This is a genomic window from Sporosarcina sp. PTS2304 (genome assembly GCF_003351785.1).
In the GTDB taxonomy this organism is placed as follows: Bacteria; Bacillota; Bacilli; order Bacillales_A; family Planococcaceae; genus Sporosarcina.
In genome coordinates this window covers 1,559,595-1,583,918 of the sequence record NZ_CP031230.1, presented here as the reverse complement: position 1 = coordinate 1,583,918, position 24,324 = coordinate 1,559,595, and the positions used below count along the sequence as shown (strand labels likewise).

Here is a 24,324-nt window from a genome sequence, read left to right as displayed (position 1 = left end):
AGTGCATGCCAAAGAAGCATACGTTTATAGACTGCGTGTGTCTAACACTTCCCTATTCACCGTAGGATTAAGCGTTGTGAAAAATAGGCAGGTATCTGGCTGGACGCAAACGCGTCTTCACAGTGGCGGGACCGCTCCTACATGTAAGGATTCCCTTTTAAGAAATGAAGCATCTCCATTTCACCTATTTTCAAACTATTCAATTCAGATGATTGTCTATTAAGCTATCACATGTAATTTAGTGTGTCAAATTTTGAATTATCCACTCTTGAGCTTTTGTCTTAAAGCCAGTTCGTGTTTGTCTAGAAAGTGGAGTAGGGTAAGTGACTTCTTCTATACAGTACAGAAAAATAGTGTGTGTAATGATTCTCCCTCCAGAAAGCGTATCGTCTAGAAGTGCAAGCCGCAAGACATTCCAAGTCAGCGTCACTCCGTCCAATCGCCATAGTCAAAATAACTTTTAAATAAATGAATAAGAGAATTATACATAATATAGTTAATCAACAGTCTTGCACAAGTTTATCTAATCTGTTATATAACTGAAAAATGATAAGAAAATGGTCTTTTTAGACGATGTGAAAATTTTCACAATTTAGTTGAAAGTTTTCAAGAGTTTAGGTATGATAAGTACTAACACATCTTCTACTTAGGGAATGGATCGTCTTTTATACATATTCATTATGAGTGAAAACTATAATAATATGACGATGTTGAGGGGAGAATTGTGTTCAACGCTATATGTTATACAACAGAATAGCGCAAAAATTCTTAAGGGGTGTCTTTATTCTATGACAAATTATGAACAAGTAGGTAAATTGCAAGTCGCTAAAGAACTTTATGACTTTGTAAATGGGGAAGTCCTACCGGGTTTAGAAATCCAAAAAGATCAATTTTGGGCAAACTTTGATTCGCTCATTCATGAACTTGCTCCTGAAAACAAAGCGCTATTAGAAAAACGCGGCGAATTGCAAAAAGCAATTAACGAATGGCATCAAAACAATAAAGGAACTATAGATTCTGACAAATATAAAGAATTTTTAACCGAAATCGGTTATTTAGAGCCGGTCGTTGATGATTTTGAAGTGACGACTGCTAATGTTGATAGCGAAATTGCTGTACAAGCAGGATCACAGCTCGTAGTTCCTGTAGACAATGCACGTTATGCGTTAAATGCAGCGAATGCAAGATGGGGAAGCTTGTATGACGCGCTGTATGGATCGGATGTCATTAGTGATGAAGGTGGAGCTGAAGCGGGTGCAGAGTATAACCCGGTACGTGGACAAAAAGTTATCAAGTTTGCAAAAGACTTGCTAGATCAGGCTGTTCCGCTGGTGGAAGGTTCACACGCAGAAGCTACAGCTTATGAAGTAACTGACGGGAAATTAGCAGTTTCACTTGAGAATGGCAGTAAGACAGGCTTGAAAGATGTCTCTAAATTTGTCGGATATAATGGCGAAGAATCTGCACCTTCCGCTGTTTTATTAGAAAACAACGGCTTGCACATTGAAATTGCTATCGATCGTAATAATCCGATTGGCAAAGACGATAAAGCCGGAGTTAAAGACTTGATTTTGGAAGCGGCTCTTTCTACATTAATGGACTGTGAAGACTCAGTAGCAGCTGTTGACGCAGAAGACAAAGTGGCTGTTTATCGTAATTGGCTCGGTTTGATGAAAGGCGATTTGGAAGCATCTTTCCAACGTGGCAGTAAGACTGTTACGCGAAGAATGAATCCGGATCGTACGTATAAAACAGCAAATGGTGAGCAATTGACGCTTCATGGTCGTTCATTAATGTTTGTTCGAAATGTTGGTCATTTGATGACGAATAATGCAATTTTAGATGAAAACAATAATGAAGTTCCTGAGGGAATTCTTGACGGTGTATTAACGTCATTGATCGCTACACACAATCTAAAAGCAGATACAGAATTCAAAAACTCTCGCCACGGTTCTATTTACATCGTTAAACCGAAAATGCACAGCCCTGAAGAGGCGGCATTCGCTAACAAATTATTTGACCGTATTGAAGATCTATTAGGTTTAGAGCGCAATACATTGAAAATCGGTGTAATGGATGAAGAGCGTAGAATGTCACTGAACTTGAAGTCTGCTATTCATGCAGTTAAAGACCGTATTGCATTTATTAACACAGGTTTCCTAGATCGTACAGGCGACGAAATCCATACTTCTTTAGAGGCTGGTCCAGTAATTCGTAAAAATGAAATGAAAACTTCTAAATGGCTTGCTTCTTATGAATCATCTAACGTAGCAATCGGGATTAAAGCAGGTCTTCCTGGTCATGCACAAATTGGTAAAGGAATGTGGGCGATGCCTGATCTAATGGCATCTATGCTTGAGCAGAAAATTGCTCATCCTAAAGCAGGGGCTAGTACGGCTTGGGTTCCATCACCGACAGCTGCAACATTGCATGCATTGCACTACCATGAAGTAAATGTAAAAGAAGTGCAAGCAGGAATTGATAGCTCTATAGATTATCGCGATGGAATCCTTGAACTTCCTTTAGCTCCAAACACTAATTGGACAGCTGAGGAAATCCAGGCGGAGCTTGATAATAATGCTCAAGGTATTTTAGGGTACGTTGTACGTTGGATCGACCAAGGGGTGGGTTGTTCTAAAGTTCCAGACATTAATGATGTAGGGCTAATGGAAGACCGCGCAACATTGCGTATTTCAAGTCAGCATATCGCAAGTTGGTTACGCCATGGCATCTGTACGAAAGAGCAAGTGCAAGAAACATTAGAGCGTATGGCGAAAGTAGTTGATCAGCAAAACGCGGGTGATGAACTTTACCAACCGATGGCTCCTAATTATGAAGATTCTATCGCTTTCCAAGCGGCGAGTGATTTAGTATTCAAAGCTGCTGAACAGCCAAGTGGATATACAGAGCCGATCCTTCACGCTCGTCGTATCGAAGCAAAAGCAAAGCAAACAGCTACTGTACAAAACTAAATAAAAATCGAGCCACTTCCTTTTTGGAAGTGGCTTTAGTATGTTGAACAGGGGAGTTAACATCATGTTATTTTTTCGCTTCATTCATCTCGTTCATTTAATTTAATTATTCTGTCAATATGTTATACTATCGGAAGTGATTGTAAAAGAGGGGGATATAAATATGTTAAAGAAAGATCAATCAGTTTTTGTTTTAGTAGATGTACAGGGAAAGTTAGCGCAAATTGTTAAAAACAGTGAAGCATTACATGAGAATCTAGAAAAATTAATTAAAGGCTTGCAAGTAATGGATATTCCAATCGTTTGGCTAGAGCAGTACCCGGATGGACTTGGTTCGACTACGGAATCTTTGGCTAGCTTACTAGAAGGGCAACAGCCGATTGCTAAGATGACATTTAGCGCAGTAGGTAATGAAGAATTTTTGCGTCAATTAGAATCTACAGGTCGTAAGCAAGTAATTATTGGTGGAATCGAAACGCATATTTGTGTATACATGACTGCTAAGGATTTAGTAGAAAAAGGGTATGAAGTAGAAGTAGTAGAAGATGCAGTGAGTTCTAGAACCGAGGCAAATAAACGTATTGGATTGGAAAAGATGAAAGGTGTCGGAGTTTCTGTAACATGTGTAGAAACAGCGTTATATGAGTTAGTAGGAGAAGCGGGGACGGAAGAATTCAAAAAGGTATTGAAAATTGTAAAGTAATTAATCGAAAAGGAGCTATCCGATCAGCTCTTTAGGTAGATTGGCTGGAGAAGTGATTTTTTTAAAAGAGATGGGCTATACAGAAAGTCAAAAGTAACTGACTTTCTGTATAGCCCTAATTTTTATTCCCATTGTTCTCTTTGTAAATCTTCGGCGATCAGTTGTAGGTCATCAGCAGTTATTGTCAATAATTCATAATCTGACGTCTCGGCTAAAGTTGAAGCCATTTGTTTAATAAATTTAGGCGAACCTTCATTTTCTTCGTCATATACTAATAATAAAGCATCTGAATTGCGTAATAGGAATTTATTCTTTTCAACAAATTGCCACGGCGCTTCATAAGGTTTATTCGTTAAACTAACCGAATAATCGGCTAAGGCAATCATCTGTTCATATGTATCTTTCTTTGTTTCATTCCAATTAGACTGCTGATCAAGAAATGGAGTAATAATTGCGTATTGAAGATGAGGATAATCCATCTGTAGTTCCCATACGCATTCGATGACCCATGTCTCAACTCCAAGTTGTCCGCTGCAAATAACCCATTCTAGACCTTGATCGAGAAAGGTTAGTAATTGATCTGTCAATGCCTTTTTTATTATCGCAATACCCGGATGTTGTTCGTTGAAAATACCTAATTCATGCGCTTTATATCCACTTACGACCAGACGTTTCATTATTGTTGCTCGCTGATTGCTGCGTGTGCGAGTTTAGTGATCGTCATATCATCCATTGGTGGATTATGAAGGCCTGCGCGAACATCACGGTAATAACGTTGAAGTGGATTAGAGAGTTCTAAACTTTTTGCGCCTACTATACGCATCGCAAGATTAACAATTTCTATTGCGCTATTAGTTACGATAGATTTAGCTACACCCAGCTCATTTTGCAAATGAACTCTACGTGCTGAATCATCGTAAATACCTGCTATATCGTATAGAAGATGGCGTGCTTTAATAAGTTCAAGATCCATTTTACCAATCTGAGTTTGGATATTGAATAGGGAAGCGATTGGTTCATTTAAACTATTTGGCTGGTAAGTTGCCGCAAAGTGAACGGAGTAGTCTCTTGCAGCTTGTGCAATGCCTAAATAACACGCTGGTATATGAAGCAACCATCCATTCTGTTTATTGCCGCGTGGCGAGTCATTCACTTCTACCAACTGTTCATCTGTAACATGAACTTGATCTAATACCAAGGTCTGACTTTCTGTGCCGCGCATAGAAATGGTATGCCATGTATCTTTAATAGATAGACCGTTGGACGACCGTGGAATTAAAAAGAATCCCGTTTGTTGTATTTCATCAATCCACACAGACACTAAGAAATGCGTAAGTGCAGGAGCCATAGTAGTGAATGTTTTCTCGCCAGAAATCGTCCAGCCTGCTGCTGTGCGCGTGGCTGTTGTTTGGGGGCGTCCGCCACGTGTAGGACTGCCGGTCTGTGCTTCGGTTACGGAGCGGTTGACTAGGGCGCCTGTTGTAATAGCTTCACTGAATTGTTTTAATTGGACTTCATTCCATTTACGGCTTTCGTACAGCTCACCCACGACACCCTGATGCCAACCGATAGCAAGTGCTGTGGCGCTATCGAATCGGGCAAGCGTCTCTTGGAAGAGGATCATATCTGTCACTGTACAGCCTTCACCGCCGAATTCTGTAGGCAATGTAAGTGTTGTAAAGCCCATATCAACTAGTTTTTGTATACTTTCTTTTGGAAATTTTGCGAGCATGTCAGATGGTTCTGAAAAGCTACTGAAAAACGGACCTGCCTCAGTCAATTTATTGACCCATCGGCGTTGAAAGTCCGTTGTGATAAAAAGTTCTGTCGACAAGAGTACCACGTCCTAACTGCTTCAATCTACATTTATCTATAATTTTACTTACTAAAAGTCTGTATAAAACGTAATAACGCCTTGAGTACATCTCTCAAGGTCATGAAATTATAGTATACTAGAAAACCAAAAAAAATACCATTGTGGTGAGTAGAAAATTTTTATCTATTTTTTGTTAGTTCATGACGAAAAATAGAACGATAGGTATAGTGAATAGACTCAGCAATGTAGTGAGTAATGTAGTGAAAGAAACTAAGTCAGGTTCTGTGCCGAATTGTAATGCAAACATGGTTGTATTCGCTGCGCTCGGCATAGCTGCCTGAATGATTAGCACAGCTTTCAGTAAGTCATTGACGGGGAGAAACAGTAAAATGCCTACCGCGAGTATAGGGGATAAAACCATACGTATAAATGAAACTACAGTAACATAGCGATATGCAACGCGTTTATGTGCAATCACAGCCAACTGCATACCTAAAACTAACATAACAACTGGTATGGCGGCATCGGCAATTAAATCGACTCCTTGCATTAACGAATTAGGTAACGTAATGGAAGTTAATTGAAAAATAATGCCTAAAATAGCTGCGTAGATTAATGGCATTCTTATTACACGCTGCATAGAATCCTTCCATGTAGCATTCGTATCCCCTCCAATAGATGCGAAGAAAATACCGATTGAATTCATTAAAATAGATTGGAATACCATCATGATAACACCATAATTGAATGCTTCATTACCAAATGCAAACAGTACGACAGGAACTCCATAATTTCCGCTATTCATAAAAACGCCGCTTAGTATCATAGCAGACCTTTCAGAGCGGGAAGCCTTCATCGTACTAGCCATTATCCAGACTATTACAAACAATACAATAGTTAAGATAACTGCGAATGCTGCAATGTATAAATACGTTTGATCCAGCTCATTTGTATAAAATGTACGGAATGCTAGAAAAGGGGAGAGTAAATATAACGCTGCAGTTGATATAGTTTTGATATCAAATGAAAGAAATTTTTGTCCGATAAAGCCAATAAAAAAAATAAAAAGTACGGGTGCGATAATATGAAAAAGTTCCAAGATGATCTTTTCCTTTCAGTTATACTGTGAATCGTAACCATTGTTAAATGATGAGCGTATCAGTTGAATATAAAGTTACCATGATAACATTTGTTACTACTATACACGAAAACCAAACATAGTCTAAATGGAAAATAAGTGAATCAAAAGATTAAAAATGTCTTTAGGTATAAGCGACTAATTGAAAGTTATAATATTTTTACATAATTACCTAATTTACTATGAATATTTAAAACTATATAAAACAAACATATTTGTATGTGAAAGGTTCTGTTTTTCTTCTTTACTAGCACTATCAGTATACCCTGAACAATACTTGCGATATAATAATAAAGGCTTGGCAGTACATGAATAAATATTCGCGGAAATACATAAGGGAGAGGGAAAATTTGAGATTCACCGTGGGGAGAAAGTTATGGACTGGTTTTTTAAGTGTTGGGGTAATCATGATATTGGTCGGCGCAGTAGGTGTTTTATCTTTAAAAAATGTCAATGAAAAGTATCGTTTCTTAATCGATGATCGTATGTACAAAGTAGTTTTACTTGAGCAACAACAAAGTAATCAAAACTTTTTGGCTACAAGTATTAGAGGATATATGCTCTATGGTAGTGAAGAGTACTTAAATCAACTTGAAACTACGCAACAACACATCCAAGATCGCTTGGATGAATTAGACAAGATTATACATAATCCAACGATGAAAAGCACTATTGCGGAAATCCGTGAAGCTGAAAATAAGTATAACGAATTCCTGCAAAAGATTATAGCAGAAAAAAAAGCAGGCAATGAAGAGGTAGTTTTGCAAATAGGGAAGAATGGGGCAAAATACCAAACGGATATTTCTGAAAATATACAAAAGATGATTGATTACCAAAAGAATCAACAAGAAATTGCATCTACAGAGTTAAAGCGATATACGAAAAACGCAAATCTAGTCATGATCGGATTAATTATTGTAGGAATTATAGCAAGTATTATCATTACACTTATTATCAGTCGCTTGATTAGTGGGCCAGTCAGACGAATGACGGATGCATTAGGGGAAGTTTCTAATGGCAACTTTGCTATTGAACAAGTATCGATTAAAAATCAAGATGAGATTGGTGATATGGCTACAGCGCTGAATGCGATGGTAGAGGATTTAAGGGGGATTATCCAACGTGCACGGGATTCAGCCATACAACTAGCTGTCCAATCAGAAGAATTATCTGCAAGTTCAGAAGAAAGTTTAGCGGCTTCTGAAATGGTTGCAGAAATTTCAGAGAAGAATTTACAAACAAGTGAAAAACAATCGCAAATCGTTAATCAATCGACTGCTTCTATGGAAGAGATGGTGACTGCGATAGACGTTATTACACACGATAACGAAGAAATGTTGAGTTCGTCAGAGGACGTTGCACGTTTAGTTCAAGAAGGCTCTTCTTTAATGAACGAAACGACTAATCAAATGAATTATATCAATGAAACGATCAGTGGTTCTATCGTAACGATTAATGAAATGGCTAAACATACCGCAAATATACGTAATGTCACTTCTATTATTACCGCAATTGCAGAACAAACCAATTTACTTGCGCTTAACGCAGCGATTGAGGCAGCACGTGCGGGAGAACACGGTAAAGGCTTTGCGGTAGTCGCTGAAGAAGTTAGAAATTTAGCAGAACAATCGAAACGATCGACAGAAGAAATTGGACGAATGGTCGATACGATTATTGACGATGTTTCTCAAGTGGTGGAAAGTACAGATGAAGGTCATAAACGTGTGGAAGAAGGTTTAATTTCTACAAGAAAGACGAATTCGATTTTCGAGGAAATTGAACTAGCTACATCAGATGTTAGTGGGAAAATAGCTACTGTATCATCTGCCATTGAAGAAATACGTGCGATGACAGATGAAGTTGCGGTTGGTGCAAGACAAGTTGAGGAGTTGGCGATCCATGCATCAGCCGAAGCTCAGTCAACAAGCGCTGCAACGGAACAACAACTAGCAGCCAACGAAGAAATTACATCTAGTTCGCAAACATTAGCGCAATTGGCGGAACAACTTCAAAGCGATATGGGACGCTTTAAAGTGTAAAAAGTACATAGTAAAAGAGCTGATTGTGAAAAACAATCAGCTCTTTTTCAATGGAAAGTACATAATGGTTTCATAAGATGGACTTTTTCCTGGATGAATAGCGAATAATGTAAACCCATTGATCTCTATTGGAACTGGTGGGATCACTTCTTTAATAAATTGCATTTTATCCAATATTTTACGCTTCTTTGCAATAGTAATATGCGGAAGGAATCGAATTGACCGTTCTAGTCCTACTATTTTTTCTGTTCGTCTGGCGATTCGCCGCTGTAAATCACAGAGTGCGCTGACGGCATCGACTGACAAAAATACAACTCGCGGTCCTGACGGTGATCCGAAAAAAGACAACCCTGTGATGGACGTAGTAAAACAAGTATGATCTTTGGCAATTTTACCTAACTCATATGAAAGGGACGCTTTGTGATCATCGCGTAACTCGCCAATATATCGCATTGTTATGTGCAAGTCTTCGGCGTGTGGAATAACTTTATATTTCTCTCGTAACTGATAGGTCTCTCTAAAATGTTCAGCGATGTCGACTACGTTTTGGGCAATGGAGATGCCGATAAAATAATGTTGTGCCAAATTCAGCTCACCTCCTATCTAATAGATTCCCATCCTCGTTGTGATATATGCACAAAATAATGAAAAAGTACTCAAGACCTATAAACAGTAGTTAGCTACCTAACAAATTATTGGATTCATGTGTATAATAGAATTTGGATTTAAGTATAAAATTATGTTCATGAAGGGTAGGATGAAATGATTAAAACGCTAATTTTCGATTTAGATGACACATTAATTTGGGATGCAAAAAGTATTGCGATGGCTTTTCAGAAAACATGTGAGTATGCGACGAAGAAAACGGGAGTGAATCCTGCGGAATTAGAACATGCAGTACGTCAAGAAGCAAGGGAATTGTATGCTACATACGAAACATTTCCGCATACACAGAATATCGGGATTAATCCATTTGAGGGACTTTGGGGAGTCTTTGATGATGAAGGTGAAGAATTCCAGAAGATGAAAGAGATTGTACCAGGATATCAAAAAGAGGCATGGATTCGTGGGCTGAAAAAGTTGGGGGTAGACGATGAGGTGTTCGGCAGGGAACTAGCAGAAGTATTTCCAAAAGAACGTAAAAATCATCCGTTTATATATGATGAAACATATGAAGTACTCGATCAGTTGAAAGGAACATATCAATTGGTTTTGCTGACCAATGGATCACCTAGTCTGCAACAAATTAAGTTGACGATATCACCAGAAATTCCGCCATATTTTGATCATATTATCGTTTCAGGCGCATTTGGCAAAGGAAAACCTGACGCTACTATTTTCCAACATGTACTTGATACGTGTAAAATACAGCCTGAAGAAGCTCTAATGATCGGTGATAACTTAATGACAGACATTCTAGGTTCTAATCGCGTAGGAATGAAAAATGTTTGGATTAACCGTGAGAATAAGGCACCGAGTGAGGAAGTAAAGCCAACATATGAAATTAAAAATTTAACTGAACTTATTCCACTATTAGACGAATTGCAAAACCGATGAGGGAAGTTTTCCTCATCGGTTTTACGTTCTGCTATACTGATTTTAGCAGATTACTACGATAGGAGGGATAACGTGCTGGAATATTTTCTAGTTTTTTTAGGTGCTGCTATACCTTGGATTGAAATAATGCTTGTGATTCCTTTAGGCATTATTAGAGGATTATCACCTGTTTGGGTAGTTATTCTTTCGTTCGCAGGTAATATGTTAACTGTACTTCTTCTAATTATTGGCTTTCAACAAGTTAAGGATTGGATAGAACGTAGAAACAAGAAAAAAGGATCAGGAGAATCGAAACGTCGTCAACAAGGTGAAAAGATTATGAATACATATGGTTTGCCGGTTTTGACACTGGCTGGTCCTATTCTAATAGGTACGCATATCGCAGCTTTTATCGGTCTTGTTTTCGGTGCGAATAAAGCGACCACTGCAATTTGGTCAGCTGTCAGTATTGCGTTATGGTGCTTAGTGTTCGGTATTGTCACTGCCATGGGCTTCGACTTCTTCGTTAAAAGAGAGTGAAAACCCAGCTGATAAAGGAAATCAGCTGGTTTTTTGAATTCTTATAGGTCAATTGCTTTTGCATCGTGAATATTTTGTACTTCTTTAATTCGTTTGATTGAAGAAGATTCTACGTGATGATCGACAGTTAACATCATAATTGCGCCTCCGCCTTCAGCAGAACGTCCTACTTGCATCGCTGCAATATTAATGTTTTCATCTGCGAGCAAAGTTCCTACACGGCCAATTGCACCTGGTTGGTCAATGTGACGGATGAATAATAAGTGACCTTTTGGAATAGCATCCACAACGTAATCATCAACTTTTACAATACGTGGCCCTAAACCGTTAAGAAGGGTACCAGCAACTTTACGAATACCTTTTGTTGTGACAATTTCTACTGTGATTAAGTTTAAGAATCCTTTACCAGTAGTAGTTTTTTGTTCGTTTACTTTAATGCCGTAACGATCGGCTAATAGCTTTGCGTTTACATCATTAACTGTTTCGCCTAAATTACGCTTTAATAAACCTTTTACAGTGTTGCGAGTCAATGCACGAACGTCGTAATTAGCTAATTCCCCTGCATATTGAATGTTAATCTCGTTAATAACAGAGTTTTGAATTTGTGATAAAAACATACCAAGTTTTTCAGTTAGATCGAAGAAAGGCTCGATTTTAGCCAATACATCACGAGATACAGATGGCAAGTTCACTGGGTTGCGCACAGATCCAATCGTTAAGAAGTTTACTACGTCACGGCTAACATCAACAGCAACAGACTCTTGTGCTTCGAATGTGCTCGCACCTAAGTGTGGAGTCGCGATTACTTCTGGAAGCGTCAATAATTTATGGTCTAAGAAAGGTTCTTTCTCAAATACGTCAAGGGCAGCACCCGCTACTTTACCAGAGACGATTGCATCATACAGAGCATCTTCGTCGATGATTCCACCGCGTGCACAGTTAATAATTTGAACGCCGTCTTTCATTTTTTCGAATGCTTCTTTATTGATCATTCTGCGTGTTTCTTTTAGCAATGGCGTGTGAACTGTGATGAAGTCAGCAGCGACTAATACTTCGTCCACTGTACCAATTTCAATGCCTAGTTTTTTAGCGATATCTTCTGTTAAGAATGGGTCGAACGCAATTACATTCATACGCTGTCCTTTTGCACGTCTTGCTACTTCAGCACCAATACGCCCGAGTCCGATGATCCCTAGTGTTTTGTTTTTTAACTCTACTCCAAGGAATGATTTTCTATCCCATTTATTGTTTTTCAATGAATTAAATGCTTGAGGGATTTTACGCGCCATTGACATCATCATTGCAACTGTATGTTCAGCGGCTGAGTTTGTGTTTCCGTCAGGAGCGTTGACAACGATAATTCCTTTTTCAGTAGCGGCGTCTAAATCAATATTGTCCACACCTACACCTGCACGACCAATAATTTTTAATTGATCTGCTGCTTCTAATAATTCCTTCGTGACCGTAGTTTGACTACGTACGAGTAGCGCGTCGAAACCTTTAATACGGTCTTTCAGCTGATCAGGTGATAAGTCTGTGTCCATAACAATTTCAAAACCTTCTGCTTGTCGTAATGGGAAAATACCGTCTTCACTAAGTGGATCACTAATAAGTACTTTAAAAGCCATGTTAATCATTCTCTCCTTCGGTTGTTTGAATTGGATTTTTTAATAAGAACTGCATGCAATCGAGCGTTTATGTAAGTACGTGCAACCTCCTTTTGTATAAAATAAAAAAGCCTTCCACCCCTTACATACGTAAGGGGCGAAAAGCTCGATAAACTAACGCGGTACCACCCTTGTTTTGCTGCCAAAGCAGCCTTCATTCAGCATGCGTAACGTGCATGAGACGAATTAGCCTACTAAAATTCAGCCAATCAATTCAGAAGTGCCGCCATCCCAAGAATTTACTGATTCGCACCAAGTCATCAGCTCTCTAAAAAATTCCTATTTGGGAAGGTAAGTCTTCGTCAAAATTGTTTTACATGTATTAAATTTAGAACTAATCATAACACGTCAAAAGTTATTGTCAATTACTTTTCCAATAAAAATGAAAAACTATCAAATACGAACATAAAATATTGAATTTATTGTGAACGTTCGTGTTTTACCGTTGAAACTACAGAAAAGATAAGTTTTAAAAAATAGATAGAGTAATTAGCCTAAGTCGTCTAACGCGAAGAAATAGAAGATACAGTGTTATAGTGGACTTATACTATTCACAAGAAGGAGTGTTTTACATGAAAACATTAGAATCTCTTGAACAATTTGAGCAACTAAAAAATGAAGAACGTATCCTATTCTTATTTACTGCCGACTGGTGTCCTGATTGCAGAGTAATTGAACCGTTTCTACCGACATTAGAAACAGAGTTCTCAGAGTTTGAATTCATCTCGGTGGATCGTGATAAGTTTATTGACTTATGCAGCGAACTTGATATTTTTGGAATCCCTAGTTTTATCTCTTTTAGTAAAGGACGAGAGACTGGACGATTCGTAAGTAAAAATCGAAAAACAAAAGAAGAAATAGAAGAATTTATCAACAATCTGTAAAAGCTTAGGAAACAAATAGAAAATGCATGAGGGATTTTCCTTCATGCATTTTCTTCTTATTTACTACGTCAAAAGTAAATTGTTCGTTGCTTCTAGTGAATCACGCGAGATCATCTAGTTCTTTCAAAAGAATTTTAGCACCTTCAGGACTAATGAATAACCCATTGGACAATTCCTTGTTTTCGTTCAACACTTCGCCAGTGATGAAACACGCTCTGTTCACCTGATACTTTCTTAAAATAATTCGATCATCTTCGGCAAATATTTCAATTGGATCCCCTTTGTCTATCAGCAAAGACTTTCTAAGTTCTTTCGGAATTACGATACGGCCGAGATGGTCAACCTTTCGAACAATACCTAAAGACTTCATGGCGTCCTCCTTGAAAAAAGTAGTTGTTAATTCCTATTATACACAATTTTTTACTATCTACAATTTGAAAGTATGTAATCTACTGAACTATTTGATAATTACTCTATACAATTAGTTTATTAATGTTATAATACTCAATAAATCAACTTTCAAATTGCTATCCAAACAATTTCATATTACTTATCAAGAGAAGCTAAGGGATTTGGCCTGATGACGCTTCAGCAACCTCTGTACATACAGGAAGGTGCTACCTCCAACAAGATTTTTTTCTTGAGAGATAAGGAAAGTGTATAAATACCCTCATTTTCTTATCTACAAGAGAAGGGGTATTTTTTATTGTAAAAGACTAAATAAACGAAAAGCCAAGGGGGAAAAAACATGCCGATTAATATACCAAAACATTTACCAGTAGGAGAATTACTTAAAGAAGAGAAGATTTTCGTAATGGATGAAGAACGAGCGGGGTCACAAGATATACGTCCAATGAATATATTGATTTTAAATTTAATGCCTGAAAAAGAAAAAACGGAATTACAATTGTTGCGTTTACTTGGAAATACACCGTTACAAATAAATGTAACCTTTTTGAACACCGCAACTTATGTTTCAAAGAATGTTAGTCAAACGCATTTGGAGACATTTTACACTACATTTGAACACGTTAAGAACCGTCGATTTGATGGAATGATCATTACAGGGGCACCGATTGAACTTATGCCTTTTGAGGATGTCGTGTATTGGAAAGAGTTTGTAGAAATTATGGAATGGACGAAGACAAACGTAACGTCTGTTTTGCACATTTGCTGGGGCGCGCAGGCAGCACTTTATCATCATTATGGAATCGATAAATTTGAATTAGAGAAAAAGTGTTCAGGGGTATTCTCACATGAAATTACTGATCCAACTGTCAACTTGGCAAGAGGATTTAATGATGAGTTTGTTGCACCGCATTCTCGGAATACATCTGTATCTCTTGAAGAAATCAAAAATCATCCTGACTTACTCCTACTGTCTTCATCGGCTGAAGCGGGTGCATTCATCATATTATCAAAGGATGAGAGACATATCATGGTGACGGGTCATTTAGAATATGATGCCTGTACATTAGCCGATGAATATGCACGAGATGTACAAAAAGGTCTGGATATTGATGTGCCGGCAAACTATTTCCCGGACAATGATCCGACGAAAAAGCCGAAAAACACATGGCGTTCACATACTCATCTGCTATTTTCTAACTGGTTAAATTACTATGTGTACCAAGAAACACCATATGTTTGGAATTAAAGGGTACGTATTGCGTGAAAATATAAAATACCACTGTTGATTAACTATAATATGTATAATTCATTCATTTAAAATCGAGGTAGGCGATAGCACAAAGCATGCGGCTTTTGATAATGAGATATAGTGGCGATCGCAATTGGATGGAGTGCCGTGGACTTTTATTGTCTTGCGGCTTGCGCTTCCAGACGATACGCTTTTTGGAGGGGACGCGGCGGACTCCCAAGCGCTGCGGGTTACGCCTGTCGTCCTTGATCCTCCCGGAGTCGATCGTCTGTAAGCGCCAAGCCGAACTTAGTGTGTAACACAGTTTGATCATTCTTTGTATGTGGGGAAACCACGTAGAATTGTCTGATACAATCTGACTGTTTTTGAAGTTAAAAAGCAGCGAAGTGTTGCTAGCTACTATGACTGTTTCGATGAACTGAGTGGAATAAGAAATGACTCTATACGCATTCGTCAGCCAATCCGAAGCTTTACCTACAATATTTAGGAAGCGTAATTTGCCATACTTCATTTCTGGACGAACACAGACTGTCTTCCTGACAAAAACTCCAGGATTCTCCCGGAAGAACCGGCGACTCCTGGAGGATCAGGGAAAGCCGTGGCGAAGGACGGCTTTTGCGAGTGAAGCGCAGCGAGAAGGAGCACATCTTTGCATTTGACAGGTGTAATCGCCAACGCACTTCTGGCGAGTCCACCGCGCCCCCTCAGGAAAGTGTCCGGTTCTGTAGGGAGAATCCTAGCACGTACACTCCTTTTCCACACTGCGAAGGAAGAATCACTTACCCCACTCCAACTTCTGGACGTACACCATACAATTACTTGTCAAAAGCATCTCATTTTCAAAACAGAACAGTTCCTTCTTGGGATAATCAACAAGTTGGATAAAATAATGTATAAATTCCTCTATAGTTCCACATACTCCAGTCAACGGAGGTGCCTGTTGTGAACATAGATGAGTTCTTTGAATTGGCTTTTTGGGAAATGACGTTGCGGACGTTTCTTTCTTTTCTAGTATTGATGATTCTGGCTCGTTTTATGGGTAAAAAACAAGTATCTCAACTAACTTTCTTTCATTATGTGACAGGTATTACGATTGGCTCGATTGCAGCAAATTTAGCGGGGGAGTCTGAAACACCTTTTCTTAATGGATTATATGGAATGATTTTATGGGCGCTATTAACTATTCTTGCGAATTTTTTGTCATTCAAATCAGTGAAATTACGTGTTGCATTAGATGATCAACCGGTTATTGTGATTCAGAATGGGAAGATTATCGAAGGATCATTACGAAAATTACGATTAAATTTCAATGAGTTAAACATGATGCTACGCGAACAAGCTATATTTTCCATGAAAGATGTGAATTACGCGATATTTGAAACGAACGGAAATTTAAGCGTGTTGCTGAAATCTGCAGAACAACCCGCAACAAAAAAAGATGTGAAAGCTGCATCTCCAACGCCTAAGTTTATTCCGACTGAAATAATCACAGACGGTAAAGTGGAAGAAAAGAATATGCGTGAACTGAATTTAACCGACACTTGGCTGACGCAGCAATTGGAACAACAAGGAATCGGCAAGCCCGAACACGTGCTGTATGCTGAAATTCAGACCGATGGCAGTTTATATATTAATGCCTTGAAGAAAGTATAAGTGAAACACTCTGAATGATGTTCAGGGTGTTTCACTTTTTTATAAGATTTCCCACTGACGATCAGTAGCAATAGTTGCTAGTTTAGCGTCAGGTCTAACAGCGACGGGGTGACCGACATTTTCTAGAACAGGCAAATCTGCAATACTATCTCCGTATGCAAAACTATTCGCCCAATCAATCGACTCATTTTGTAACGCTTTTTCTACCTGTTCGTTTTTACGATGTCCTTGGATATGTATAAATGGCAGATCGAGTGCAATGTGATCCCCGCGTGATGGTATATCCGTTCCGATGACGTGGTCAAATGGTAAGTGATGAGTGACAGCATGTAAAAATGGGGTATAGGCTCCCGAAACTAATAACACCCGATAGCCATCTGCACGATGTTCAGCTAATCTGGCTACAACTTCCTCATTGAAGTCATTCTTCATCTCATCATGCATTTCTTCGAAGTAGCGCTGAAGTTGTGGAAGTGTCAATGGTGACAATGCACGCAAATACAATTGCATGGAGCGTTCTTTCATTTCCGATTCGGGCAATATATTTAATTTGTATCGAATATAAAGTGGTAAAATCGATCGGTAGAATTTCCCGTAGTACCGCTTATACGTAGGATGCTTTTTTAGATGATCCATTAATAATGAAAAAGTTTCTTTCGTATACAGAGTTCCATCAAAATCAAAAATAGCAACTTTCATGTAAACACTCCTCACTTTGTCTACCTACAGTATACAAATATAATGAAGGGAAAAGCAAAAAAGCAGACGGAATAGTTCTCCGTCTGCTCAGCGTATCGACTTATTGAAGAGGATTAGGCATGCCTGGCTGTCCTACAGGTGCAAATGATTGAAGTAACATGTTCATATCCTGATCTTTTAACTGTGGGATTTGGTAATATTGATGTTTGTTTTGGTATATTGCCAATTCATAAGCCATTTCAATGCAGTTCGGAACAGAATCAGCAACTACTCGACGAACAACAGGATTACAAATTTCTAGAGCAGCAGCTGTTTTTCCTGTAGATCCTTCTTTGACTGCGCCAAGTAAAAAGCCTGAAATGATTTCATCTGTAATTTCTCCAGTAGATTGAATAGGCTTAGTTGGAGGCTTTTCTTTCATGCCGTAAATAAAATCGCTATTTGCTTTCATTTGATAGCGTTGCGTTGGATGTGAAGGGTCTTTTCCTGTTTTGAAGCATTCCACCGTTATATTGTACTCGTCCAGCATAAAGCGATACTGTCGATCCAATATATCTAGTAGCTCCGGATCTTGAACGTGTGGACGTAAAATCATCGATTGATTCAGCGCTCCTACGGTTGCACTTAGAACTTCATGCATGTCAAACAGCTCGTGACCACCATGGTTTAGTGATGGGGGAATCATACCACCTTGCATGTGTTGAGATGTTTCGAATTGATTAGTCAATTACTTATCCTCCTTCAAATAGTCATTTCCATCAGTTGTAGTATGTGAAGGCAAATGGGATTTATGCATAGTGTGCTTCATTCACTCATATCTTAGTATGAGAACAATGGAAAGGTCGTGGAGTACTGTGCAAATACATGTAGTTCAAAGAGGACAAAGCTTATATGAAATCGGCCAAATTTATGGTGTGCCATATCAACAAATTATGTCAGCTAATGAATTAGAAACAGACAGGTTAGCTGTTGGACAAGCCTTGGTCATACCTATTATTGGCTCTTATTATTGGGTAAGACCTGGAGATAGCTTATATAAAATAGCGGCAATTCACAGCCAATCGGTCGAGCGCCTTGCAGAAATCAATGGAATAGATCCGAGGGCAGTTTTGTATATTGGACAACGTATTTATATCCCCGAACCATCTAAAACCCCACTCGACTCATTACTGTACGTGGAACCTCGAAATCCTGTGAGTGCAGATATGTTAATAGAAGTTAGAAAGCGCGTAGAAGATCTGACCTATTTAGCGATATTTAGTTATGAAGTGCAACGTGATGGTTCGTTAAAAGCACCATCTCTAGCTGATATGCCGACGATAGCCAAAAATGCAGGAGTAATAAATATGCTCGTATTAACCAACCTAGAAGAATACACATTCAGTGCAGAATTGGCACATGTAATTTTTACGGATCAAACTATTCAAAACCGGATGATTGAACAAGCGATAACTATAGCAAAACAGATAGGATACGATGATATCCATTTTGATTTTGAACTATTATTCCCTGAAGATCGTGAGTTATACAATCAATTATTAAGAAATGCACGTAAACAAATTCATAGTGCTGGATTAACGTTATCGTCTGCACTGGCACCTAAAGCGTCAGATGTTATGACAGGAATTTATGGCGCTCACGACTACAAAACACATGGCGAGATTGTTGATTTTGTCGTATTAATGACTTATGAGTGGGGATACACGTATAGTGCTCCACAAGCAGTCAGTCCAATCGGTCCCGTCACAAAAGTCGTTGAATATGCGGTAAGTGAAATTCCTGTAGATAAAATCTTTCTAGGACAAAACTTATACGGATACGATTGGTCAGCTCCATTTGGTCAAAGCCAAGCTGCTACTGCGTTAAGTCCAAAAGCAGCAACGACTTTGGCGATTACAGAAGGTGTGTCCATTGATTATAGTGAAGTGGCTCAGGCTCCGCACTTTACGTATTATGACGCTCAAGGAACTGAACATGAAGTTTGGTTTGAAGACGCTCGAAGTATTAATAAGAAGTTTGAGTTGCTGAAAAAGTTTAAGTTACGTGGCATTATGTATTGGAAACTCGGATTAGCTTTTCCGCAAAACTGGTTGCTACTAGAAGATCAATTCATTATTAGAAAACGATGAAAAACAGAGCCTTTCCTAAATAAAGGAAAGGCTCTGCGTGTACTTTTTTATTCGTTAGTTAGTGCTTTAATAGCGTTTTGGAAAAGATCCATATCTGGATTTACGAGTAAAGCAGGTAGGAAAGCAAATGTCATGATTAGTAGTAGGTTAGCTCCTAAAATAGAGCGGAATGTAGTGGGTTTCTTTTTCATGGTGCTTCGCCTCTTTCTTTTCGTATTATTTCTCACGCTCTTGCGAAAGCCCATTATCATTAGCTTCACATAGATTGATCGAATAGATTAATAATACTCTATATTCAGTTAATTGTAAAGTGAAACGTTAAAGAAAGTACATAAAATAGACACAAAAATTAAAGCATTCAGATGAAGTTAGAAAAAAATCTTGTAACTTGCTAGGTTTTCAGTAATAATATTGAAATACACAGGAATATTTCGAACTATTACAAATTCAATTTATTCAGTAGAATTCGTCCGTGAGTAAGAGTAGACGTACATCAGTAGAGAATACCGTAAGGATAACTTCTCCTGAGTAAAGTGAGCGACTCGTCGGTCGTCAGTTTTTAACTACCAACAAGGAAAGGGATGGTCGCAAATGACAAAGATTGATGAGGTTGAATTTAACAATCGTAAACGAGCAAATGATTATGTTCATGAAGTATATGATTTAGTAAAGAAACGAAATCCAGATGAAAAGGAATTTTTACAAGCTACTAGAGAAATCTTTGATTCCCTTCGTCCAGTCTTTGCTAAGCATCCCGAATTTATTTACAATGGAATTTTGGAACGTATTACAGAACCGGAACGTATCATTTCATTCCGTGTAGCGTGGGAAGATGATCAAGGGAAAGTCCATGTGAATAGAGGCTACCGAGTTCAGTTTAATAGTGATCTTGGACCGTACAAAGGTGGACTTCGTTTCCATCCATCAGTTAATAATAGTATTATGAAATTTTTAGCCTTTGAACAAATTTTCAAAAATGCGCTTACAGGTCAACCAATCGGTGCAGGTAAAGGTGGATCGGATTTTGATCCTAAAGGAAAGTCGGATCGTGAAATTATGCGCTTCACACAAAGCTTTATGACTGAGTTGAGCAGACATATTGGTCCTGATATTGATGTGCCAGCCGGAGATATCGGTGTAGGTAAACGTGAAATCGGTTATTTATTCGGTCAATACAATCGTATTAAAGGTGGCTATGAAGCAGGAATTCTTACTGGAAAAAATCCTGATCATGGCGGTAGTCTCGGACGTAAAGAGGCTACGGGATACGGTACAGTCTATTTCGTAGATGAAATGCTTAAAGAGAATAACTTGACGTTGGAAGGTCAAACAATGGTTGTCTCTGGGTCAGGGAATGTCTCCACTTACGCAATGGAAAAAGCAATGCAACTTGGCGCAAAAGTAGTGGCGTGTAGTGACTCTGATGGCTATATTTATGATAAAGATGGAATTGATTTAGAGCTCGTTAAAGAGCTGAAAGAATTTGGAAATAAACGTATTTGGGAATATACAAAAGAACGTGCCCATGCTGAATATCATGCAGACTGTAGTGCTATTTGGTCTATTCCTTGTGATATTGCACTCCCATGTGCAACACAAAATGAAATCGATGAAATAGCTGCACACATGCTTATTGCGAACGGCGTAAAAGCTGTAGGTGAAGGGGCGAATATGCCTTGTACAATTGAAGCAATTGAAATCTTCCAAGAACATAATATTTTATTTGCTCCGGCTAAAGCAGCGAATGCTGGTGGAGTTGCGGTCTCAGCTATGGAAATGTCACAAAATAGCCAAAGATTATCTTGGACTGAGGAACAAGTAGATAAGCATTTGAAAGAAGTAATGAAGAATATTTATAACGACTGCAAAATGGCAGCTGATCAATACGGTAAACCGGGTAACTTAGTCATGGGAGCTAACGTAGCGGGCTTTCTGCGCGTAGCGGATGCGATGGTTGCACATGGTATTAGATAAATAATTAGAAAAAGACACATTATGTAAAAAAATGTGTCTTTTTTTATTGTATTTTGAGTGATTTATGATATTATAAAAATACATTAAGTTGAATTTATATACATTCACTTATATGAAAGGGGATTTACCCATGGAAAAACAGAAAGTAGTTTTAGCATACTCAGGCGGATTAGACACATCAGTTGCGATTCAGTGGTTGACGGATCAAGGATATAGCGTAGTAGCTGTTTGTTTGGATGTTGGAGAAGGTAAAGATCTTGATTTTATCAAAGAAAAAGCTCTCCAAGTAGGCGCAGTTAGTAGCTATGTCATTGATGCAAGAGAAGAATTCGCACAAGACTTTGTTCTTCTTTCATTGCAAGCACAAACATATTATGAAAATAAATATCCTCTCGTTTCTGCACTTTCACGGCCACTGATTTCTAAAAAATTAGTGGAGATTGCACATAAAGAAAAGGCGACAGCAGTTGCACACGGTTGTACAGGAAAAGGGAATGACCAAGTTCGATTTGAGGTGGCAATAAAATCGCTTGATCCAACGCTCGAGGTAGTAGCGCCTGTTCGTTCATGGAGCTGGTCGCGTGAAGAGGAAATTCATTATGCACAAGAACATAATATTCCAATTCCTATTGACTTAGACAATCCGTATTCAGTGGATCAAAACCTTTGGGGACGCGCAAATGAATGTGGGATTTTAGAAGATCCTTTGGCTACACCACCAGAAGAAGCATTTGGTTTAACGGTTTCCATTGAAAATGCTCCTGATACAGCGGACATAATTGAAATCGATTTTGAGCAAGGTGTGCCAGTTAGTATAAATGGAACAAAGTATTTACTAAGTGATTTGATAACAGAGCTAAATTTAATCGCAGGCAAACATGGTGTTGGTCGGATTGATCATGTAGAGAATCGATTAGTTGGAATTAAATCCCGTGAGGTGTATGAAGCTCCAGGTGCCATCACGTTATTGAAAGCACATAAAGAATTGGAAGATTTAACACTGGTTAAGGAACTAGCTCATTTTAAACCGGTCATTTCACAGAAGTTAGGTGAATTAATTTATAATGGCTTATGGTTTTCACCTTTACGTGATGCACTTGAAGCATTTATTAAACAAACGCAACAATATGTCAATGGTACAGTACGTGTAAAACTGTTTAAAGGACATGCGATTGTTGAAGGACGTACATCCCCCAATTCGCTGTATGATGAAAAGTTAGCAACATACACATCAGATGATTCTTTTGATCAATCTGCAGCAGTTGGATTTATTAAATTATGGGGATTGCCAACTGAAGTGCATAGCATGATCAATAAAAAGCAAATTGTTAAGAAAAATTAAAATGTCTACAGTAGAAAGTAGCGAGGCTTTAGGGCTTCGCTATTTTTTTGCAACTAATCTTCATTCGTTTCCGTCTTACTGTAAAAAGGAGGAAATATATGAAAAAGGGGAAATTCATCGTAGTTGCATGTTTGCTAATAATAGGAATGGGATTGTTTTGGTTTATCCCGGGTGAACGAATAAAAAAAGCGCAACAAGCAAAAGCGGAAGGAAAATATGAATATGCACTAATTCTTGGAGCAAAAGTGAATGGAGAAAATCCGTCATTATCTTTACAATATCGTTTAGATGAAGCGATAACGTATGCAAATCGCTATCCACATGTGAAGTTCGTGCTGTCAGGAGGGCAAGGGCCTGATGAAGATACTAGTGAAGCGGAAGTGATGTATTACTATTTGATAAGACATGGTATTGCAGAACAACAACTGATTATAGAAGATCAGTCTACCTCTACTTATGAGAATTTACAGTATTCACAACATCTATTACCGGACGTAGAAGGCGTCACAATTATTAGCAGTGATTATCATTTAGCTAGAGCAAGATTTTTAGCTAGACAACTTGGATGGGATTCTGATGTAGTAGCTGCAAAGACGCCCGATATGGTGAAAGCGAAAGTAGTTATTCGCGAGCGTTTGGCTTTATTTAAAACTTGGGTAGTTCGAAAATGATATAGAACGATTTTATGCGCTCATAAAAAATCTACATAAAAAAGTGACGAAACAATAAGTCTCGTCACTTTTCTTTATTTCATTAAAGAAGAAATTTTATGAAATTCAGGAATGCCTTCTGTAAATGTTGCTAAATAGTTAAAACCAATGGACTGATATAATTCAAGTGATTCCTTAAACTCATGCGCGATCTCCATTGTACGATGTGCGTCAGATCCCAAAGTAATAATTTCGCCGCCGCATTGTTTATACAACCGAAGAATATCTTCACTAGGCATATTATGAGGCAATCCATAACGAGTACCTGAAGTGTTGAGCTCAATACCTTTGCCTTCTGGTATAATGATATGAAAGATCTTTTCTAAATAATCGTGAAATTGGTTTGTTGGTGGCTGATCTGTATATCGCTTGATCAAGTCTGTATGCCCCAACACGTTATATCGTTTGTAACGTTCGATACAATAGAGTAATTCTTTATAATATGTTTCAAAAGCTTCATCTACTGTACGATCCGCAAATAATTCACGATAGTGCAACGATTTATTTTCAACGGTATGTAATGAACAGATGACAAAATCAAAACTATGCTCGTCCATCAATTCTTCATAGAGATGTAATAGATCAGGCTGAAGGCCAATCTCCACTCCTTTTTTTATCGTTAGCTGTCCTTTGAATTGTTCGTTAAGTTGCTGAACCTTTTTTGCGTATTCTAATTTATCGAAGTCAAAGTGAATCGTTTCGTCGGGATATTCATAATCTACGTGGTCAGTGAAACAAATTTCAGTTAATCCTTTAGCGATAGAAGCTTTCGCCATCTCTTCCATTGGAATCTCGCAATCGGCAGAAAATGCACTGTGCATATGATAATCAAACATAGTCTCAAGTCTCCTTTTCTATAGTA

The 24,324-nt window shown here is 38.3% G+C and carries 22 protein-coding genes, 2 riboswitches and 1 other annotated feature; of the genes, 12 read left to right on the top strand and 10 right to left on the bottom strand.

Translation table 11 applies throughout. The annotated features are described in order from the left end of the window. Window positions 1–68: 68 nt before the first annotated feature. Window positions 69–203, bottom strand: a riboswitch (cobalamin riboswitch). 585 nt (window positions 204–788) lie between these two features. Together DV702_RS07435 and DV702_RS07430 are read left to right on the top strand one after the other, a co-directional pair. Beyond that, window positions 789–2,972 (top strand): malate synthase G, encoded by a 2,184-nt coding sequence (locus DV702_RS07435; RefSeq protein WP_114924203.1) that lies wholly within the window; start codon window positions 789–791, stop codon window positions 2,970–2,972. 163 nt (window positions 2,973–3,135) lie between these two features. Then, on the top strand, window positions 3,136–3,675 hold the full coding sequence (locus tag DV702_RS07430) for a hydrolase (RefSeq protein ID WP_114924202.1): 540 nt from the start codon (window positions 3,136–3,138) through the stop codon (window positions 3,673–3,675). Window positions 3,676–3,797: 122 nt separating this feature from the next. On the opposite strand, the gene DV702_RS07425 is transcribed toward DV702_RS07430, so the two are convergent. The 3 genes from DV702_RS07425 to DV702_RS07415 form a co-directional block, all read right to left on the bottom strand. Then, on the bottom strand, window positions 3,798–4,355 hold the full coding sequence (locus tag DV702_RS07425) for an SLOG family protein (RefSeq protein WP_114924201.1): 558 nt from the start codon (window positions 4,353–4,355) through the stop codon (window positions 3,798–3,800). Further along, window positions 4,352–5,509 (bottom strand): acyl-CoA dehydrogenase family protein, encoded by a 1,158-nt coding sequence (locus DV702_RS07420; protein ID WP_114924200.1) that lies wholly within the window; start codon window positions 5,507–5,509, stop codon window positions 4,352–4,354. The genes DV702_RS07425 and DV702_RS07420 overlap by 4 nt, the downstream gene beginning before the upstream one ends. A gap of 175 nt (window positions 5,510–5,684) precedes the next feature. Beyond that, a complete protein-coding gene (locus DV702_RS07415) occupies window positions 5,685–6,590 on the bottom strand; it encodes an AEC family transporter (protein ID WP_114924199.1) in 906 nt (301 codons plus the stop codon). 389 nt (window positions 6,591–6,979) lie between these two features. Between DV702_RS07415 and DV702_RS07410 the strand changes: the two genes are divergently transcribed. Next, on the top strand, window positions 6,980–8,668 hold the full coding sequence (locus DV702_RS07410) for a methyl-accepting chemotaxis protein (RefSeq protein WP_162805746.1): 1,689 nt from the start codon (window positions 6,980–6,982) through the stop codon (window positions 8,666–8,668). A gap of 36 nt (window positions 8,669–8,704) precedes the next feature. On the opposite strand, the gene thpR is transcribed toward DV702_RS07410, so the two are convergent. Continuing rightward, the gene (thpR, locus tag DV702_RS07405) at window positions 8,705–9,253 is read right to left on the bottom strand and encodes an RNA 2',3'-cyclic phosphodiesterase (protein WP_162805745.1); all 549 of its coding nucleotides are present in this window, start codon (window positions 9,251–9,253) and stop codon (window positions 8,705–8,707) included. Window positions 9,254–9,430: 177 nt separating this feature from the next. On the opposite strand from thpR, the gene DV702_RS07400 reads away from it, so the two are divergent. Next, complete coding sequence (locus DV702_RS07400) at window positions 9,431–10,225, top strand: HAD family hydrolase (RefSeq protein WP_114924196.1); 795 nt, start codon at window positions 9,431–9,433, stop codon at window positions 10,223–10,225. A 72-nt stretch (window positions 10,226–10,297) separates the two neighbouring features. Beyond that, window positions 10,298–10,744 (top strand): small multi-drug export protein, encoded by a 447-nt coding sequence (locus DV702_RS07395; RefSeq protein WP_114924195.1) that lies wholly within the window; start codon window positions 10,298–10,300, stop codon window positions 10,742–10,744. Window positions 10,745–10,785: 41 nt separating this feature from the next. On the opposite strand, the gene serA is transcribed toward DV702_RS07395, so the two are convergent. Next, window positions 10,786–12,372: a phosphoglycerate dehydrogenase gene (gene serA / locus DV702_RS07390; RefSeq protein ID WP_114924194.1), complete on the bottom strand. Its 1,587-nt coding sequence runs from the start codon at window positions 12,370–12,372 to the stop codon at window positions 10,786–10,788. 129 nt (window positions 12,373–12,501) lie between these two features. After that, window positions 12,502–12,726 (bottom strand) — a binding site (T-box leader). Between the two features lie 257 nt (window positions 12,727–12,983). Between serA and DV702_RS07385 the strand changes: the two genes are divergently transcribed. Further along, window positions 12,984–13,295, top strand: coding sequence for a thioredoxin family protein (locus tag DV702_RS07385; RefSeq protein ID WP_114924193.1), 312 nt, complete (start codon window positions 12,984–12,986; stop codon window positions 13,293–13,295). 100 nt (window positions 13,296–13,395) lie between these two features. Here DV702_RS07385 and DV702_RS07380 read toward each other — a convergent pair whose 3' ends face one another. Beyond that, window positions 13,396–13,665 carry an AbrB/MazE/SpoVT family DNA-binding domain-containing protein gene (locus tag DV702_RS07380; RefSeq protein WP_114924192.1) on the bottom strand — a complete coding sequence of 90 codons (270 nt, stop codon included), beginning with the start codon at window positions 13,663–13,665 and terminating at the stop codon, window positions 13,396–13,398. A gap of 177 nt (window positions 13,666–13,842) precedes the next feature. Then, window positions 13,843–13,949, top strand: a riboswitch (SAM riboswitch). Window positions 13,950–14,043: 94 nt separating this feature from the next. On the opposite strand from DV702_RS07380, the gene metA reads away from it, so the two are divergent. Beyond that, a complete protein-coding gene (gene metA / locus DV702_RS07375; protein ID WP_114924191.1) occupies window positions 14,044–14,952 on the top strand; it encodes a homoserine O-acetyltransferase MetA in 909 nt (302 codons plus the stop codon). Window positions 14,953–15,903: 951 nt separating this feature from the next. Then, window positions 15,904–16,608 carry a YetF domain-containing protein gene (locus DV702_RS07365; RefSeq protein ID WP_371682752.1) on the top strand — a complete coding sequence of 235 codons (705 nt, stop codon included), beginning with the start codon at window positions 15,904–15,906 and terminating at the stop codon, window positions 16,606–16,608. A gap of 39 nt (window positions 16,609–16,647) precedes the next feature. Here DV702_RS07365 and DV702_RS07360 read toward each other — a convergent pair whose 3' ends face one another. Both DV702_RS07360 and DV702_RS07355 read right to left on the bottom strand, forming a co-directional pair. Beyond that, window positions 16,648–17,307 carry an HAD family hydrolase gene (locus DV702_RS07360; protein ID WP_114924189.1) on the bottom strand — a complete coding sequence of 220 codons (660 nt, stop codon included), beginning with the start codon at window positions 17,305–17,307 and terminating at the stop codon, window positions 16,648–16,650. A gap of 100 nt (window positions 17,308–17,407) precedes the next feature. Further along, window positions 17,408–18,004, bottom strand: coding sequence for a spore coat protein (locus DV702_RS07355; protein ID WP_114925870.1), 597 nt, complete (start codon window positions 18,002–18,004; stop codon window positions 17,408–17,410). A gap of 157 nt (window positions 18,005–18,161) precedes the next feature. Here DV702_RS07355 and DV702_RS07350 point away from each other — a divergent pair, with 157 nt between their 5' ends. Further along, a complete protein-coding gene (locus DV702_RS07350) occupies window positions 18,162–19,436 on the top strand; it encodes a glycoside hydrolase family 18 protein (protein ID WP_114924188.1) in 1,275 nt (424 codons plus the stop codon). 47 nt (window positions 19,437–19,483) lie between these two features. On the opposite strand, the gene DV702_RS17005 is transcribed toward DV702_RS07350, so the two are convergent. Further along, entirely contained in the window at window positions 19,484–19,627 is a 144-nt protein-coding gene (locus DV702_RS17005; protein WP_205407227.1) for a hypothetical protein, read from the bottom strand. 400 nt (window positions 19,628–20,027) lie between these two features. Between DV702_RS17005 and gdhA the strand changes: the two genes are divergently transcribed. The 3 genes from gdhA (at window position 20,028) to DV702_RS07335 (ending at window position 23,423) form a co-directional block, all read left to right on the top strand. Next, the gene (gene gdhA / locus DV702_RS07345; protein ID WP_114924187.1) at window positions 20,028–21,410 is read left to right on the top strand and encodes an NADP-specific glutamate dehydrogenase; all 1,383 of its coding nucleotides are present in this window, start codon (window positions 20,028–20,030) and stop codon (window positions 21,408–21,410) included. Between the two features lie 130 nt (window positions 21,411–21,540). Next, complete coding sequence (locus DV702_RS07340) at window positions 21,541–22,752, top strand: argininosuccinate synthase (RefSeq protein ID WP_114924186.1); 1,212 nt, start codon at window positions 21,541–21,543, stop codon at window positions 22,750–22,752. A 98-nt stretch (window positions 22,753–22,850) separates the two neighbouring features. Further along, window positions 22,851–23,423: a YdcF family protein gene (locus DV702_RS07335; protein ID WP_114924185.1), complete on the top strand. Its 573-nt coding sequence runs from the start codon at window positions 22,851–22,853 to the stop codon at window positions 23,421–23,423. Between the two features lie 74 nt (window positions 23,424–23,497). Here DV702_RS07335 and DV702_RS07330 read toward each other — a convergent pair whose 3' ends face one another. After that, window positions 23,498–24,298: a histidinol-phosphatase HisJ family protein gene (locus DV702_RS07330; RefSeq protein ID WP_114924184.1), complete on the bottom strand. Its 801-nt coding sequence runs from the start codon at window positions 24,296–24,298 to the stop codon at window positions 23,498–23,500. Window positions 24,299–24,324 lie beyond the last annotated feature (26 nt).